At 67.7% G+C, this 16,345-nt stretch carries 12 protein-coding genes; 1 reads left to right on the top strand and 11 read right to left on the bottom strand.

All coding sequences use genetic code 11. The features are described 5' to 3' along the window. Nucleotides 1–34 precede the first annotated feature (34 nt). From rpsA to F787_RS0106000, 11 genes are all read right to left on the bottom strand, one after another. Nucleotides 35–1,705 carry a 30S ribosomal protein S1 gene (gene rpsA, locus F787_RS0106050; RefSeq protein ID WP_018869437.1) on the bottom strand — a complete coding sequence of 557 codons (1,671 nt, stop codon included), beginning with the start codon at nucleotides 1,703–1,705 and terminating at the stop codon, nucleotides 35–37. Nucleotides 1,706–1,760: 55 nt separating this feature from the next. Then, nucleotides 1,761–2,486 (bottom strand): (d)CMP kinase, encoded by a 726-nt coding sequence (gene cmk, locus F787_RS0106045; protein ID WP_018869438.1) that lies wholly within the window; start codon nucleotides 2,484–2,486, stop codon nucleotides 1,761–1,763. Continuing rightward, entirely contained in the window at nucleotides 2,483–3,787 is a 1,305-nt protein-coding gene (gene aroA, locus F787_RS0106040) for a 3-phosphoshikimate 1-carboxyvinyltransferase (protein WP_028491623.1), read from the bottom strand. The genes cmk and aroA overlap by 4 nt, the downstream gene beginning before the upstream one ends. 4 nt (nucleotides 3,788–3,791) lie before the next feature. Then, on the bottom strand, nucleotides 3,792–4,673 hold the full coding sequence (locus tag F787_RS0106035) for a prephenate dehydrogenase/arogenate dehydrogenase family protein (RefSeq protein ID WP_019589994.1): 882 nt from the start codon (nucleotides 4,671–4,673) through the stop codon (nucleotides 3,792–3,794). After that, nucleotides 4,670–5,821 carry a histidinol-phosphate transaminase gene (gene hisC, locus F787_RS0106030; protein WP_028491622.1) on the bottom strand — a complete coding sequence of 384 codons (1,152 nt, stop codon included), beginning with the start codon at nucleotides 5,819–5,821 and terminating at the stop codon, nucleotides 4,670–4,672. The genes F787_RS0106035 and hisC overlap by 4 nt, the downstream gene beginning before the upstream one ends. A gap of 9 nt (nucleotides 5,822–5,830) precedes the next feature. Then, nucleotides 5,831–6,916 (bottom strand): prephenate dehydratase, encoded by a 1,086-nt coding sequence (pheA, locus tag F787_RS0106025; protein WP_028491621.1) that lies wholly within the window; start codon nucleotides 6,914–6,916, stop codon nucleotides 5,831–5,833. A 3-nt stretch (nucleotides 6,917–6,919) separates the two neighbouring features. Next, entirely contained in the window at nucleotides 6,920–8,083 is a 1,164-nt protein-coding gene (locus F787_RS0106020; RefSeq protein WP_028491620.1) for a phosphoglycerate dehydrogenase, read from the bottom strand. A gap of 13 nt (nucleotides 8,084–8,096) precedes the next feature. Beyond that, nucleotides 8,097–9,179 (bottom strand): 3-phosphoserine/phosphohydroxythreonine transaminase, encoded by a 1,083-nt coding sequence (gene serC / locus F787_RS0106015; protein WP_028491619.1) that lies wholly within the window; start codon nucleotides 9,177–9,179, stop codon nucleotides 8,097–8,099. Further along, nucleotides 9,176–11,824 carry a DNA gyrase subunit A gene (gene gyrA, locus F787_RS0106010; protein WP_028491618.1) on the bottom strand — a complete coding sequence of 883 codons (2,649 nt, stop codon included), beginning with the start codon at nucleotides 11,822–11,824 and terminating at the stop codon, nucleotides 9,176–9,178. Before gyrA ends, serC begins: the two co-directional genes overlap by 4 nt. A 77-nt stretch (nucleotides 11,825–11,901) precedes the next feature. Further along, the gene (mtnA, locus tag F787_RS0106005) at nucleotides 11,902–12,990 is read right to left on the bottom strand and encodes an S-methyl-5-thioribose-1-phosphate isomerase (RefSeq protein WP_019569988.1); all 1,089 of its coding nucleotides are present in this window, start codon (nucleotides 12,988–12,990) and stop codon (nucleotides 11,902–11,904) included. Nucleotides 12,991–13,302: 312 nt separating this feature from the next. Further along, nucleotides 13,303–15,561: a ComEC/Rec2 family competence protein gene (locus F787_RS0106000; protein WP_028491617.1), complete on the bottom strand. Its 2,259-nt coding sequence runs from the start codon at nucleotides 15,559–15,561 to the stop codon at nucleotides 13,303–13,305. Between the two features lie 95 nt (nucleotides 15,562–15,656). Between F787_RS0106000 and F787_RS0105995 the strand changes: the two genes are divergently transcribed. Then, a complete protein-coding gene (locus F787_RS0105995; protein WP_028491616.1) occupies nucleotides 15,657–16,334 on the top strand; it encodes a DUF2062 domain-containing protein in 678 nt (225 codons plus the stop codon). Nucleotides 16,335–16,345: the final 11 nt, after the last annotated feature.

Raw genomic sequence — 16,345 nt, 5'->3', positions numbered from 1 at the left:
GGTTGCGACGCGGATGCGGGCGGTGGAACAGGACTTAGTCGTTCTTGCCCATCTGTTCCTTCAGCAGGTCGCCCAGCGAGGTGGTGGCGCCGCCGCCCTGCCCGTATTCGGACACGGCTTCGGCCTCCTCGGCACGATCCTTCGCCTTGATGGACAGGCTGATCGCACGGGTCTTCTTGTCCACGCCCATGAACTTGGCCTCGACCTCGTCGCCCACGTTGAGCACCGTTCGCGCGTCTTCCACGCGGTCCTGGGAGATGTCGGCGGCGCGCAGGATCCCGTCGATCCCATCGGCCAGTTCGATCACGGCGGCCTTGGCGTCCACTTCCTTGACCGTACCCTTCACGATGCTGCCCTTGCTGTGTTCCGCCACGAAGTTGGCGAACGGGTCGCGGTCCAGCTGCTTCAGGCCCAGGGAGATGCGCTCGCGTTCCGGATCCACGGACAGGACCACGGCCTCGACCTCGTCACCCTTCTTGAAGTTGCGGATGGCCTCTTCGCCCGACTCGCTCCAGGAGAGATCCGACAGGTGGATCAGGCCGTCGATGCCGCCTTCCAGGCCAACGAACACGCCGAAATCGGTGATCGACTTGATCTGGCCACGGACCTTCTCGCCACGGTTGTGGTTGGCGGCGAAGTCGTCCCACGGGTTGGACTGGCACTGCTTCATGCCCAGCGAGATACGGCGGCGCTCTTCGTCCAGGTCCAGGATCATCACCTCGACCTCGTCGCCGATGGCCACGACCTTGCCCGGGTTCACGTTCTTGTTGGTCCAGTCCATTTCGGAAACGTGCACCAGGCCTTCCACGCCGTCTTCGATTTCGACGAAGCAGCCGTAGTCGGTGATGTTGGTGACCTTGCCGAAGATGCGGGTGCCGGTCGGGTAACGCCGGGTGATGTTCTCCCACGGATCCTCGCCCAGCTGCTTCAGGCCCAGCGAGACACGCATGCGCTCGCGGTCGAACTTGAGCACCTTGACTTCGACTTCCTGGCCGATTTCAACGACATCGGACGGATGCTTGACGCGCTTCCAGGCCATGTCGGTGATGTGGAGCAGGCCGTCGATGCCGCCCAGATCCAGGAACGCACCGTAGTCGGTGAGGTTCTTGACGATACCCTTGACCTGCGCACCTTCCTGCAGGTTCTTGAGCAGTTCCTCGCGCTCGGCGCTGTATTCCTGCTCGACCACGGCGCGACGCGACACGACCACGTTGTTGCGACGGCGATCCAGCTTGATGAGCTTGAACTCCAGCTCCTTGCCTTCCAGATACGCGGTATCGCGCACCGGACGGACATCCACGAGTGAACCCGGCAGGAATGCACGGATGTCGCCCAGTTCGACGGTGTAGCCGCCCTTGACCTTGCCGGAGATCTTGCCGGTGACGTATTCCTCGTCTTCCATCGCCCGTTCGAGGCGATCCCAGGCCTTGGCACGCTTGGCCTTCTCGCGAGACATGCGGGTCTCGCCGAAGCCGTCTTCCGGGGTTTCCAGGGCAACTTCCACGACATCGCCCACGGCGACTTCGAGTTCCCCTTCGTCGTTCATGAACTGCTCGGTGGGGATGACTCCCTCGGACTTCAGGCCCGCGTTCACCACGACGACTTCCGGGTTCACCTCAATGACGGTGGCACTGAGGATGGCACCCGGCTGCATCTGGGTGTAGGCCATGCTCTCTTCGAGCAGTTGCGCGAAACTTTCACTCATGGATTTAAAAACCTGTTAAATTAAATGCGGTTACAGAAACTTCCTGAAACCGGTTTCAAGTGTTGTCGATCCCGCTGCCCGGGGTTTCGTCGGCAGGGGGGCGGTCTTCCGGGAGTACGTCCCGCAGGCGCTCCAGGATGAGATCGACCACGGCGACGATGTCCAGATCCGTGGTATCCAGGACCCAGGCATCCTCGGCCGGCTTGAGCGGCGCCACGCTGCGTTCGCGGTCGCGACGGTCGCGTTCTTCCATCTCTTCCCGAAGTTCTTCAAGGCTAGCACTAAGTCCTTGTTCCAGCAACTGCAGTTGGCGACGCCGCGCACGTTCCTCGGCACTGGCATCGAGAAAGATCTTCAGATCCGCTTCGGGGAACACGATGGTCCCCATGTCGCGCCCGTCGGCGACCAGGCCCGGCGGCACCGCGAAATCGCGCTGGCGCTGCAGCAGTGCCTCGCGCACGGCGGGAATGGCTGCTGCACGCGAGGCGTCGTTGCCTGCCTGCTCGGTGCGCAGCTCCTCGTCCACGGGGTCGCCTTCCAGCAGGGTCGTGACCCGTGTGGCATCGCGATCGATTTCAAAGCGCACGTCCAGCGCCTGAGCCAGATCGGGGACGGCCGCCGCGTCGTCCGGCTCCACACCCTGCCGGCGTGCGGCCAGGCCCACCAGGCGGTACAGCGCGCCGCTGTCGAGCAGGTGCCAGCCCATGGCCGCCGCGATGCGCATGCAGACGGTACCCTTGCCTGCGCCGCCGGGACCGTCGATGGTCAGTACCGGGGTCATTGGGCCTCCAGATGCAGTCCGGTCTGCCGCGCCAGGTCGGCGAAGTCGGGGAACGACGTCGCGACGTTGCGGCAATCGTGAATGGTGACGGGCGTGTCGGCGCGGAGTGCGGCCATGGCGAAGGCCATGGCGATGCGGTGATCTCCGTGGCTCTGGATCTCGCCACCCTGAAAACCGTCGCCCCCCTGAATGCAGATGCCGTCCGGCCGAACCTCGCAGTCGACGCCGAGGGCCGCGAGGCCGTCGGCCATCACCTGGATGCGGTCGCTTTCCTTGACGCGCAATTCCTCGGCGCCGGTCAGCACGGTCTCGCCGTGGGCGCAGGCGGCGGCGATGAAGATGGCCGGGAATTCGTCGATGGCCAGCGGCACCTGATCCTCCGGGATCTCGATCCCGCGCAGCTCGTGCGACAGCACCTCGATGTCGGCCACCGGCTCGCCACTGACCTCGCGCAGATCCAGCAGACGAATATCGGCGCCCATGCGGCGGAGGATCTCGATCACGCCGGTCCGGGTCGGATTGACCCCGACGTGGCGCAGGATCACGTGGGAACCTGGCGCGATCGACGCCCCGACCATGAAAAAGGCGGCCGAAGAGATGTCCGCGGGTACGTCCACGTCGCCACCGCGCAGGTGCCCGCCGCCGGCCACACAGGCCGTGGCCCCGTCACGTTCCACTTCGACGCCGAAACCTTCCAGCATGCGTTCGGTGTGATCGCGGGTTGGCGCGGGTTCGGTCACGCAGGTGCGGCCCTCGGCCCACAGGCCGGCAAGGAGCAGTGCGGACTTGACCTGGGCGGAGGCGACCTCGAGGGCGTATTCCGTGCCCTGCAGCGGCTGTCCGCCCCGCACCCGCAACGGCGGGGTGCCGCCTTCGGCGGTGTCGATCTGCGCGCCCATGCGCGCCAGCGGCTCGGTGACCCGGCGCATGGGCCGACGCGACAGGGAGGTGTCGCCGGTGAGCTCGCTGTCGAACGCCTGCCCGGCGAGCACACCGCACAAAAGTCGCATGGCGGTACCCGAATTGCCCATGTCCAGCGGACCCTCGGGGGCACGCAGGCCGTGCATCCCGACCCCCTCGATGATGACCTCGCCCGGCCCTTCGCGGCGGATGGGGACACCCATCGCGCGAAATGCTTCCAGGGTGGCGAGGCAGTCTTCCCCTTCGAGGAAGCCGGTCACGTGGGTGGTGCCTTCGGCCAGCGCCCCCAGCATGATCGACCGATGCGAAATCGACTTGTCGCCGGCGACCCGCAGGGTCCCGCTGAGGACGCCGCCGGGTTGAACGGTCAGGGTATCCATCGGTTCAGGTATCCAGTTGAGCTCGGGCGGGATCACAGAAACGATCCCGCGTGGTCTTGGCGTGAGTGAATTCCTGCTCCAGGCGCTGCCCGTCGCCCTGCTCAATCGCCTGCCGCAGGGATTCGAGATCGGCCTGGTAACGTTCGATCACCTCCAGGATGGAGGGCCCGTTGGCAAGACAGATGTCGCGCCAGACGACCGGATCGCTGGAGGCAATGCGGGTGAAGTCGCGGAAACCGCCCGCCGCATAATGGAAGATCTCGTCGCGGTCGCTCATCTTCGACAGCGACGCCACCAGGGTAAAGGCCAGCACGTGCGGGAGGTGGCTGGTGGCTGCCAGCACGTGATCGTGATGCGCCGGCGTCATGAATTCGACCCGCGCGCCGGCGGTCTGCCACATCGCAGTCACGCGGTTGGTCGCCATTACGCTGGTGGCGTCGGCCGGCGTCAGGATCACCAGCCGTTCGCGGAACAGTTCGGGAAAGGCGGCCGCCACCCCGCTCTGCTCGGTGCCGGCGATCGGATGCCCGGGGACGAACTGCCGCGGAACCTCGCCGAACCCCCGCGCCAGGGCCTCCAGCACCGCCTGTTTGCTGCTGCCCACGTCGGTCAGCGGCGCATCCTCCGGCCAGACCCCGGCGAGCGATGCCGCCAGCCCTTCCATGGCCCCCAGCGGTACGGCCAGCACGCCCATGTCGGCCCCCCGGGCAGCATCGACCGGATCGGTGGTCCATTCGTCGATCACACCCAGGCGTTCGGCCTCGCGCAGATTGTCCGGATTGCGCGAACAGCCCACGACCGTCCCCACCTCCCCGGCCTCGCGCAGCGCCAGCGCCAGCGAACCGCCGATCAGGCCGACTCCGAAAATGACCAGCCGGTCGATCATGCAAGGGCCTCGCGCAGGGCGGCCAGGAATCGTTCGTTATCCTCCGCGGTCGAGACCGTGACGCGCAGATGCCGGGGCAGCCCGTAGTTTTCCACCGGCCGGGCAATGACCCCACGCCGTTGCAGGCGGTCATGCACCGCGTTGACGTCGGTGCCGGTGTCGAAGGTAATGAAATTGCCGACCGAAGGGATGACCCGCAGGCCCATGGCCCGGAGTTCACGATCCAGCTGCACCAGGCCTTCCTGGTTGACCGCCACCGAGTGCCGGATGTGGTCGCTGTCCTCGAGCGCGGCCAGACCGGCCGCCTGAGCGACCGCGTTCACGTTGAACGGCTGACGCACGCGGTTGAGCATGTCGGCCACCGGCGCCGAACTCACGGCATAGCCCAGGCGCAGCCCCGCCAGCCCCTGGATCTTGGAAAAGGTCCGGGTGACGACCACGTTGGGATAGCGATCCAGCCAGCGTGTGGCGTCCGGATAGCCGTCTTCTTCCACGTATTCGGCATACGCCTCGTCGATCACGACCACCGTCTGCGGCGGCATCGCCGCCACGAAGGCCTCCAGCGCCTGCGCATCCACCCAGGTACCGGTCGGGTTGTTCGGGTTCGCCACGAACACCACCGCGGTGTCGTCATCCACCCGGGCCCGCATCGCATCCAGATCGTGCCCGAACGGCTGGCGGGCATCGTCCGCCGACACGGCCGGGACCACGCGCGCCTCGGCCCCGGTGGCCTGCGTCACCAGCGGGTACACCGCGAAGGCGTGGGCGGAAAACACCGACGCCCGCCCCGGCGCCAGCCAGGTCCGCGCGATCAGCTCCAGCACTTCGTTGGAGCCGTTGCCCAGGGTGATCTGCGCCGGGTCCACCCCATGACGCGCGGCCAGCGCCGCCTTCAGCTCGAACGCATTGCCGTCGGGGTAGACATGAGCTTCGCCCAGCACGCCCCGGGCCGCCTCCACGGCGCGCGGCGACGGGCCCAGCGGGTTTTCGTTGGAGGCGAGCTTGACCGCCTCGCTGATGCCCAGCTCGCGTTCCAGCTCGGACACCGGCTTGCCCGGCTGATACGGCTGCAGTCCCTGCACGCCGGACACGGCCCGGGCGGCCGGACCCGGCCCGGGGGCTACGGATTCGGAAGGATTCGTTGCCATGGATGCCTCTCAGGTTGCGGCCCGGGGGTAGCTGCCCAGGATCTTCACCGTGTCGGCGGTCTCCCTCAGCTGTTCCAGGCACCCGGCGATTTCCGGGTCCTCCTGGTGTCCCAGCAGGTCGAGGAAGAACACGTAGGTCCACTGCGCACAGCGCGAGGGACGGGATTCGATGCGCGTGAGGCTGATGCCGGCCTCGGCGATCGGCTTCAGCAACGCATACAGCGAGCCCGGCCGGTTGGCCGTGCTCAGCATGATCGACGTACGGTCCGCGCCGCTGGGACGGGTGGTGGCCGTGCCGATGATCAGGAACCGGGTGGTGTTGTCGGCGCGGTCCTCCACGTGCTCCACCTGCACCGGAACCCCGTAGTGCTCCGCCGCCACGCGCGACGCAATCGCCGCCGCGGACCCATCCCCGGCCGCCAGTTCCGCCGCGCGGGCGTTGCTGGCCACCGCATGACGCTCGGCGTGTGGCAGCCAGGTATCCAGCCACTCACGGCACTGCGCCAGAGCCTGGGCATGGGCCAGTACCTGGCGGACCTCGCCGAGATCGGCACTCTGCGACAGCAGGTGATGGTGGATCGGCGTCACGACCTCGCCGCAGATCTGCAGCGACGAGTCCATGAAGCAGTCCACCGTATGCGTGACCACGCCCTCGGAACTGTTCTCGATCGGAACCACGCCGAACTGCGCCCGCCCGGTTTCCACCGCGCCGAACACGGCGTCGATGGACGCCAGCGGCGTGGTCGTGACCGCATGGCCGAAATGCTTGCGCGCGGCCAGGTGGGTGAAGGTCCCCTCCGGCCCCAGATAAGCCACCGTGAGTGGGTGTTCCAGGGCCAGACATTCGGACATGATCTCCCGGAACAGCCGGACGATCACGTCATCCGCCAGCGGCCCCGAATTTTCCTCCCGCACCCGACGCAGGATCTCGGCTTCGCGTTCCGGCCGGTAGAACACCGGCTCCTCGCCGTTGTCGCGCTTGACCCGCGCGACCGATTCCGCGCAGCGGGCCCGCTCGCTGAGCAGGGCCAGCAACTCGCCGTCGATCGCATCGATCCGCGCGCGCAGCGACGCGAGAGACTCCCCTTCGCTCACGACCTAGAGCACCCGCGCCCGCAGTACACCGTCGATGCCATATAGCGCATCCAGCGTGCTCGGACTGGGATGTCCGTCCACGTCCAGCATGGTGTAGGCGATGTCCCCGCGCGAGTCATTCATCAGATGCAGGATATTGATGTCGGATTCACCGATGACATGCGAGATCTGCGCCACACGGTCCGGCAGGTTGCGGTTGACCACTGCGATGCGCGCCTGCCCCTTGCGCTCCAGCACCAGGGTCGGCAGGTTCACCGAATTGACGACGTTGCCGTTCTCGAGATAGTCACGCAGCTGATCGGCGATCATCACCGCGCAGTTCTCTTCCGACTCGGTGGTCGACGCGCCCAGGTGCGGCAGCGTGATCACCCGCGGGTGATCCAGCAGGCCCGGCACCGGGAAGTCGGTCACGTAGGCATGCAGATGCCCCTCGTTCAGGGCCTCGCCCACCGCCTCGTCGTCCACGATCCCGTCACGGGCCATGTTCAGCACCATCGCACCGGGGTTCATCGAACGGATGCGCTCGGCATTGACCAGGTTCTGCGTGTTTTCGGTCAGGGGCACGTGCACCGTGACCGCGTCGGCGCCCTCCAGCGCCGCGTCCACCGACCGCGCGCGCTCGATGTCCGAGGCCATCTGCCAGGCGCTCTCCACGGTGATCTTGGGGTCGAAGCCCACGACCTCCATCCCCATGGACCGGGCGGCGTTCGCCACCTTGACCCCGATCGCCCCCAGGCCGAGCACGGCCAGCCGCCGCCCCGGCAGTTCGAAGCCGCTGAAGCGCTTCTTCCCGTGTTCGACCGCCTCGGTGAAGCTCGAGTCATCGGGATCCAGGGACTGCACGTAACCCGCCGCGGGGACCAGGTTGCGTGCCCCCAGCAGCAGCCCCGCGATCACCAGCTCCTTGACCGCGTTGGCGTTGGCCCCGGGGGCGTTGAAAACCGCAACCCCGCGCTCGGTGAGATCCTGCACCGGGATGTTGTTCACCCCGCTGCCGGCGCGCCCCACGGCCAGCACCGAATCCGGGATGGTCTCCCCGTGCAGGTCATGCGAACGCAGCATGATCGCATCCGGGTCTTCCAGACCGGAGGCGACTTCGTAGCTTTCGCGCGGGAAGCGTTCCAGCCCCCGCAGCGCAATGTTGTTGTAGGTCTTGACGCGGTACATCACGACCTCCTTTTCAGGCGTGGCGTTCCTCGAAATCCGCCATGAATTCGATCAGGGCGTCGACGGCCTCTTCCGGCACCGCGTTGTAGATGCTCGCGCGCATGCCGCCCACCGAGCGGTGGCCCTTCAGCGAGGACAGACCGGCCGCATCGGCCTCCTTCAGGAACGGACCATCCAGGCTGTCATCCGCGAGGATGAACGGGACGTTCATCCTCGAACGCGCACTCGGTTCCACCGGGTTGCGATAGAATGCCGAGTTGTCGATGAAACGATAGAGCTTCTCTGCCTTGCGCTGGTTGATCTCGGCCATCTTCTCCAGACCGCCCTGCTCCAGCAGCCATTCGAAGACCAGGCCGGCGAAGTACCAGCCGAAGGTCGGCGGGGTGTTGTACATCGAGTCGTTGTCGGCCTGCAGCTTCCAGTCCAGCACCGCCGGCACCGCGCTCTTCTCGCGTTCCAGCAGGTCCTTGCGCACGATCACCACGGTCACCCCGGCCGGACCGATGTTCTTCTGGGCGCCGGCGTAGATCACGCCGAACTTCGAGACATCGATCGGACGCGACAGGATGGTGGAGGACATGTCCGCGACCAGCGGCTTGTCACCCACATCGGGGACCTCGTGGAATTCCACGCCGCCGATGGTCTCGTTCGGCGTGTAGTGCACGTAGGCGGCGTTCGGATCGAGTTTCCAGGTCGAACGCTCGGGGATGGACGCATAGCCCTCGGCCTGGGAACTGGCAACGATGTTCACCGGGCCGACCTTCTGCGCTTCCTTGATGGCCTTTCCGGACCAGGCCCCGGTGTCGATGTAGTCCATCGGCTGGCCACCCGGCTGCAGGTTCATCGGGATCGCGGAAAACTGACCGGTCGCCCCGCCCTGCAGGAACAGCACCGCGTAGTCGTCGGGGATGCCCATCAGCTTGCGCAGATCGGCTTCCGCCTTTTCAGCGACTTCCATGAAGGGTTTGCCGCGATGACTCATCTCCATCACGGACATCCCGGCACCGTGGAAGTCCAGCATCTCGTCGCGTGCCCGTTCCAGCACCGCCTGCGGCAGGGCCGCGGGGCCGGCGCTGAAGTTCCAGATTCGGCTCATTCTTCATCTCCCTTTTCGCTGGGTTCGCGGCCGCCCTGCGGCTCGTCCTCGTGCGTTTCCGGGGCGGCCGACTGTTGATTCTCCGCGTCGGCTTCCGCGTCAGTATCGTCTTCGTCGCCGGCGAAGCGCGCCACCCGTGCCAGTTCCACCAGCTGTTCGCCGGAATCCAGACGGATCAGGCGTACGCCCTGGGTGTTGCGGCCGATCAGCGGAATCTCTTCCACCGGCATGCGCACCAGCGTTCCGCCATTGGTGATCAGCATCGCCTCGTCGTCTTCCTGCACCCGGGCGGCTCCCACCAGGGCGCCGTTGCGCCCTTCGGTCTGGATCGCGATCACGCCCTGGCCGCCGCGCCGGTGGACCGGGAACTCGTCGAAGCGGGTGCGCTTCCCGTAGCCGTTCTCGGTGGCAAACAGCGCCGCTCCTTCGTCCACGTTCAGCAGCGCGATCACCCGCTGGTCGTCGTCCATGCGCACGCCACGCACCCCGCAGGCCGTGCGACCCATGGCGCGCACGTCGGTCTCGGAGAAGCGCACCGCCTTGCCCGCGGTGGTCACCAGCATCACGTCCTGGCTGCCGTCGGTCAGCGATACGTCCACCAGATGGTCGCCCTCGCGCAGATCCACGGCGATGATGCCGCTGGCGCGCCGTCGCGAGAAGTCCGTCAGCGGGGTCTTCTTGACCGTGCCCTGGGCGGTGACCATGAACACGTAATGATCCGGATCGTAGCTCCGCACCGGGAGGATCGCATTGATGCGTTCGTCGGATTCGAGAGGCAACAGATTGACGATGGGCTTGCCCCTGGATGCGCGCGAGCCCTGTGGCAGCTCGTAGACCTTCAGCCAGTACACCCGGCCGCGGCTGGAGAAACACAGCACCGTATCGTGGGTGTTGGCCACCAGCAGGCGGTCGATGAAGTCCTCTTCCTTGAAGCTGGCCGCCGCCTTGCCGCGGCCGCCGCGGCGCTGCGCGCGGTAGTCCGCCACCGGCTGGTACTTCACGTAACCGGCGTGCGACAGCGTGACGACCACGTCCTCCTCGCCGATCAGATCCTCCAGCGTCAGGTTGGCCTGCTGCTCGCGGATCTCGCTCATGCGGTCGTCGCCGAAGCGCTCGGCCACGCCCAGCAGCTCGCCCCGGATCTCCTGCTGCAGGCGTTCGGGCGAGCCGAGAATGTCCAGCAGGTCCTCGATGGTATCCAGCAGCTGGCGATATTCGTCGACGATCTTGTCCTGTTCCAGACCGGTCAGGCGGTGCAGGCGCAGGTCGAGGATCGCCTGGGCCTGGGTCTCGGACAGGCGGTAGCCGTCCTCGCCCATGCCGAATTCGGCTTGCAGGTCTTCCGGGCGCGAGGCCGCGGCCCCGGCGCGGTCGAGCATCCCTTCCACCATGCCCGGCGGCCAGCTGCGCGTCAGCAGGCCGGCTTTCGCTTCGGCCGGATTGGGCGCGTTGCGGATCAGTTCGATCACCGGGTCGATGTTGGCCAGCGCGATCGCCAGCCCTTCCAGTACATGGGCCCGCTCGCGTGCCTTGCGCAGATCAAAGATGGTCCGGCGGGTCACTACCTCGCGGCGGTGGCGCAGGAACGCCTCGAGGATCTGGCGCAGGTCCAGGACCTTCGGCTGGCCGTCGACCAGCGCCACCAGGTTGATGCCGAACACGTTCTGCATCTGGGTGTGCATGTACAGGTGGTTGAGCACCACCTCGCTCATCTCGCCGCGCTTGAGCTCGATGACCAGGCGCATGCCGTCCTTGTCGGACTCGTCGCGCAGTTCGGAGATGCCCTCGATGCGCTTTTCCTTGACCAGCTCGGCGATCTTCTCGGTCAGGCGCGCCTTGTTCACCTGGTACGGCAGCTCGGTGACCACGATGGCCTCGCGCTGCCCGCCTTCCAGCGGCTCCACGTGCGAACGCGCACGGATCACCGCCCGACCGCGCCCGGTGCGGTAGGCCTCGCGGATCCCCTCGACGCCGTTGATGATCCCGGCGGTGGGGAAATCCGGACCCGGCAGGTACTGCATCAGGCCGTCGACATCGATCTCGGGGTGGTCGATCAGCGCCACGCAGGCATGGATGACCTCGCGCAGGTTGTGCGGCGGGATGTTGGTCGCCATGCCCACGGCGATCCCGGAGGAGCCGTTCACCAGCAGGTTGGGGAACTTCGCGGGCAGGACCGAGGGTTCCTGTTCGGAACCGTCGTAGTTGTCGACGAAATCGACCGTTTCCTTGTCGATGTCGGCCAGCAGTTCCGTGGCGATGCGTGCCATCCGCACTTCGGTATAGCGCATCGCGGCCGGCGAATCACCGTCGATCGAGCCGAAGTTGCCCTGCCCGTCGGCCAGCATGTAGCGCATCGAGAACGACTGCGCCATGCGGACGATGGCGTCGTAGACGGCCGAGTCGCCGTGCGGGTGGTATTTACCGATCACGTCACCGACCACGCGGGCCGATTTCTTGTACGGCTTGTTCCAGTCGTTGCCCAGTTCGCGCATGGCGTAGAGCACACGACGATGGACGGGCTTGAGGCCGTCGCGCACATCGGGGAGCGCGCGTCCCACGATCACGCTCATCGCGTAATCGAGGTAGGACTGCTGCATCTCGTCTTCGAGATTGACCGGGAAGATTTCCTTGGCGAATTCAGCCATTGATGGGTCACGCCGTCCGTTAGAACAAGCCCGCGATCATACCATATTCCCCCGCCGGAGGCGCCCTGCCGGGGCGGTCAGGTTCCCTCGTGAACGCCTCGCGGTTCGGGGGTATCTCCGGGGTCCGGCCGCCATGCCGCCAGGCGTTCGGCGTCGGGGTTCTCGACCACTCCCCGCTCGGTCACGATGGCGTCGATCAGCCCGGCGGGAGTGACATCGAATGCCGGGTTGTAGGCGGCGGCCCCGGCGGCTGCCAGGGGCTGGCCCGCGAGCGTCAGTACTTCACCGGCATCGCGCTGTTCGATCGGGATGGCATCGCCGGCGGGGGTTGCATAATCGATGGTGGCGACCGGAGCGGCGACCATGAAACGCACGCCGTGCGCTCGCGCCAGCAATGCCAGCCCGTACGTACCGATCTTGTTGGCGGTGTCGCCATTGGCCGCAATGCGATCCGCGCCCACCACCACGCAGCCGACCTCGCCGCTCTGCAGCAGCCGCGCCGCGGCGCCTTCGCACAGCAGGGTCACCGGAATCCCGTCATGCACCAGCTCCCAGGCCGTAAGCCGGCTGCCCTGCATCCAGGGACGGGTCTCGTCGGCGTAGACCCCGGTGATGCGCCCCTGGTCCCAGGCGGCGCGAATCACTCCCAGCGCGGTCCCGTAGCCCCCGGTCGCCAGGGAGCCGGTGTTGCAATGGGTCAGCACGGCGCGGCCCGGTTCGATCAGCGCGGCGCCATGGGCGCCGAGCTCGCGATTGCCGGCGATGTCGGCTTCCAGCATCGCCATGGCTTCCTCGCGCGTCGCGGTCAGCGCGGCCCGGGCGCTTCCGGCGGCCGCGACCACCGCCTGCATCCGGTCCAGCGCCCAGAACAGGTTCACGGCGGTGGGTCGTGCCCCCCGCAGGGTCGCGATGTCGGCGCCCACGCGCTCGCGCCAGTCCGAGGCCTGCAGCGCCCGATGACAGGCCAGCACCACCCCGAACGCCGCGGTGATGCCGATCGCCGGTGCCCCGCGCACCACCATCTCGCGGATCGCGTCCGCCACCGCCGGGGCATCATCCAGAGCCAGGAAGGTTTCCTCCGCGGGCAGACGGCGCTGATCCAGCAGCCAAAGACGGTCGTCGGCAAAGCGGACGGGGCGAATCGTATCGGAAGCAAAATCATTCATCCGCCCAGTCTAGGGAAACTCTGATCAATGTACACACTCGCGCTCGAGTCGCTTTTGCGTGCGAACAAGGCGCGGTGACCGCCGTGCAGTCATTCTGCACAAGGGAGCCGCAACGCCGTGCGCGCTCAAAAGCGGCCGAGCCCCTTCGGGGTTGGCACCCCGGGTTCCCCGATCCTGCGTTGCGGCACTTGCCGGTAGAACCACTACCGGCTGCGCGCCACGCCTTGTCTCGGAAAACCCGGGGTGCCAACGCGAGCGTGTACATTGATCAGGGTTTCCCTGGCTTGGAGTGACATGGCTTGCCTCGGTCATTCAGGGGTGCGGGCGTTGCCAGAACCGGCGACGTTCGTTCCGCCAGCCCGCGCCCGCCTCCCAGGCGGTTCCGGCCCGCAGGCGCAGGGCCCCGTCCGTGGCCGTGGCACGCAGGTCGACGGGGCCCGGCCTGTCGGGACCGTCGGGCATCGTGCCCGCTACCCAGCGGGTGGGTGCCCGCACCCCGGCCAGCCCCTCCCCGTTGTCGATGGCCATCGCGGGTTCGGCGGTCACCAGCAGGCGTGCCTGCAGGTCCTGGTCGGGCGTTTCGTGGCCCAGCACCGCCGCACCGAGTCCGCGCAGCCCGCCGGTCAGCAGCAATGCGCCACCGGCGCTCTCGATCCGCAGCACGCAACTGGCGGCGCGCGAGGCATCCCAGCCGCGTGGTGGATGCAGGACGCGAAACACTACCCCGTCCCGTTGCCACTGCTGCCCGGCCCGGCAGGCCCGATAGACCGGACCGGACTCGCGGATCCGTCGGGGGTGTCGCTCGTCACGGTGCAGCACCCGCTCGACCTCCACGGCCGCGGTCATGGCCTGCAGTGCGGCGGCGCGCGACCCGCTGTCGTCAAGCAGCCCGTCGGCCACGATGACCCGGTCGATCCGGTTTCGCTGGCGTGCCCGCAGGGCAGGCAGCAAGGCCGATTCCACGTCGCGGGCACGTCCCGGGCCGTAGACCACCACGTGGTTGCGGGTCTCCAGCAACACCACTGCCTCGCGCCCGGTATCCAGCAGTTCCGCCCGCAGCTCGCCGTGGGACAGGTCCGGGCGCAGGGGCAAGCCCAGGGGCAGGGCCGCCAGCAGCACCCAGGGGGCCATCCGGCGACGTCCGGGCAGGAGCAGAAGAATTACCGCCAGGCCGGCGAGCAGGGCCGCCGCCAGCGGAACGCCCCGTTCGGCCACCGCGGCCGGCAGGTCGGCCAGGGCCTGCAGCAGCGTGACCAGCAGCCCCAGCACCGCATCGCCGAGCCACAACGGCGGGCCGCCCAGGGGCGGCCACAGCATGGCCAGTCCGGCCCCTGTCAGCAGTGCCGGGAGCACCACAAAGGAGATCAACGGGACGGCCACGATGTTGGCCAGCGGCGCGATCCACGATCCCAGCTGGAACCATGCCAGCGCCAGCGGCAGCATGGCGAGCGCCAGCAGCACCTGGATCGCCATGGCTTCGCGCAGCCCGGGGCGAGCGCGGCGCCCCTGAAGCAGGCCGAGGATCACCGCCACGGCACCAAACGAGAACCAGAAGCCCGGCGCCAGTACGCCGGGCGGGTCACGGATCAGGATGATGAGCGCTGCCAGCACCAGCGCCCGCCACGGGGCTCCGCCCCGCCCCAGCAGCAACGCAGCCAGCACCGCCAGCAGCATCAGCAGAGCGCGCTGGGTGGGGATGCTGAAACCCGCCAGCGCCGCATATCCCAGCGCGGCCAGGGCCGCCGCGGCGGCCGCCAGCACGCGGCGGGGCCAGCGTTCCCGTACGGCGGCTACATGACGCCAGAGCAACGTGGCCAGCAGGGCCGCGAACCCCGCCACAAGGCCCACGTGCAACCCCGAGATCGCCATCAGGTGATTGGTGCCGGTCTGCAGGAAGGCAGTCCATTCGGCATCCGTCATGCCGCTGCGCTCGCCGATCACCAGCGCCTGCACCAGTCCCGGGTGGCGCAGTTCCGGAGCGGCGGCCTGCAGGCGGTCCCGGAGCGTGGCGCGCTGCCGGTGCAGGGCTCCGCGCAGGGCCCCCGGGGCCGTGCCATCGACCGCATGACGCAGGTCAGCGGCCGAGACGTTCAGGCGACCATGGAGGCCCGCGCGATAGAACCACGCCTCACGGTCGAAGCCGGCACGATTGGCACGGCCCTGCGGTGGATACAGGCGCCCCTTCAGGCGCAGCAGGTCCCCGGCACCGACATCCGCCCGCGGGGGATAGACCGAGACCTCCAGCCGGCGCGGTGGGTCGCCGTGCGTCGCCAGATGGAATCGCGAGCTGCGTTCGCCGTGGCGCGGCAGGTCCACGACCCGGCCACTCAGCGTGGACTCCGGTTCGACCTGCGTCACCACCCGGTCCAGCCAGGTCGTGGCATGAACGGTCCCCAGCAGCAGCCCCGCGAGGGTCCCCGCCAGGATCGCGGGCAGTGCCGCCGGATGGCGCGTTACCATGGAGGCGACGAAAGTGGTGGCGAGCGCCGCGAAGATCCACGGTGGCGGCAGGGCCGGCAGCTGGTGCACCAGCCACAGAGCGGCCACAAAACCCGCTGCGAAGGGAATCATGCCTGCCCCGGCATTGTCCGCGGGGCATCCACGGGGTAGGGTCCGCCTGCCCGAGGCGGTGACGCGCAAGGCCGGCAGGAGTCGAACCCGAGACCATGGCCCGACACATCATCAAGAAGCTGTTCCCCGGCATGGACCGCCTGCGGGGACACCGTGCGCTGGCCCCGCTGGGGCCCCGCCTGCGCTCGCCGGATCTGTGGCATCTCAACCGCCGCTCCGTGGCCGGTGCTTTTGCCGTGGGGCTGTTCGTGGCCTTCCTGCCACTCCCGATGCAGATGCTGATCGCGGGTGCGATCGCCATTCTGGCCCGGGTCAACCTGCCCATCTCGGTCATCCTGGTGTGGATTTCCAACCCGGTGACCATGCCCCCCATGTTGTATACGGCCTATACCGTGGGCCGCAAGCTCCTGGGCGAAGAACGGCGCGAATTCAGCACCGAGATCACCTGGGAATGGTTCGCCACCGAGATGCTGACGGTATGGAAGCCGTTGATGACCGGGTCACTGGTACTGGGCGTGGCGGCAGGCCTGGCCGGCTATCTGCTGGTGCGGGGTCTGTGGCGCCTGAACGTGATCCAGCGCGTGCGCCATCGGCGCTACCTCGCACGCCAGCGGCGCGAGCGCGAGGCCGAGCTGCGCGAGGTCTTCTCCCGCACCCCGGTCGATCCGGAAGCGCCGCGGGAATCACGTGAGACGAAGGCCGTCGAACGGCAAGCGGACTCGCAGGCTTCCGGCACGCGTTCCGGCGACGACGACCGTTCGCGCCCGCATTGATCGGTGTTTCC

The organism is Thioalkalivibrio sp. ALE19 (assembly GCF_000428605.1).
Taxonomy (GTDB): domain Bacteria; phylum Pseudomonadota; class Gammaproteobacteria; order Ectothiorhodospirales; family Ectothiorhodospiraceae; genus Thioalkalivibrio.
The sequence above is the reverse complement of the archived record's forward strand: the minus strand, read 5'-3'. Positions and strand labels throughout refer to the sequence as shown.